Origin of the sequence: Stenotrophomonas sp. HMWF003 (assembly GCF_003061285.1) — a bacterium.
Classification (GTDB): domain Bacteria; phylum Pseudomonadota; class Gammaproteobacteria; order Xanthomonadales; family Xanthomonadaceae; genus Stenotrophomonas; species Stenotrophomonas maltophilia_AP.
Genome location: NZ_QAIW01000450.1, coordinates 2,236 through 2,907 on the forward strand (window position 1 = coordinate 2,236; position 672 = coordinate 2,907).

1 protein-coding gene is annotated in these 672 nt (G+C 71.1%); it reads left to right on the top strand.

Features of this window, described 5'->3' with window-relative positions:
- Positions 1-672: HDOD domain-containing protein (locus tag DBR34_RS19970; RefSeq protein ID WP_128098076.1), on the top strand; the 672-nt coding region annotated here is incomplete at both ends.

Consider the following 672-nt stretch of genomic DNA (forward strand, 5'->3'; position numbering starts at 1 on the left):
TGCTGCCGCAGCTGATCCAGACGGTCAACGACAGCGACGCCTCGGCGCGCGCGATGGCCGCCATCATCGGCCAGGACCCGGTGCTGACCGGCAACCTGCTGCGCATCGCCAACAGCCCGGTGTACCGCTTGCAGGCCAAGCCGGTGGACAGCCTGCAGCGAGCGGTAACCCTGGTGGGTACCGAAGGCATCCGCCAGATCATCAGCGCGGTACTGGTGCAGCCGGTGATGCAGGTGCACTGCGAGACGTTCCCGCAGTTCGGCACGGTGATCTGGGAGCACGCGCTGCTGGCCTCGCGCGCGGCGGCCGACCATGCGCGGCTGGTGACCCATGAAGACGCCTTCGCCGCGCAGTGGCTGGGGCTGACCCAGGGCCTGGGCGCGGCGTTGGTGATGCGGCAGCTGCTGGATACCTGCGCCGTGCAGGACGATGCACTGCCATCGCGCGCGTTGGCGATGCAGCTGCTGGATGCCTGGACATTGCCTGTGGCCGGGCGGATCGCGGCGGCCTGGGAATTGCCCGGGGCGGTCCACGAAGCGCTGCTGCGCGACGCCGGTACGGCCCAGGACGGGCTGTCGGCCAGTCTGCGCTTTGCGCGCGCGGCGGCGGCCGCCAGCCTGCTGTGTCGGCACGGGCGGATCGGCCAGGCGCAGGCGCTGGCCATCCTGGAAC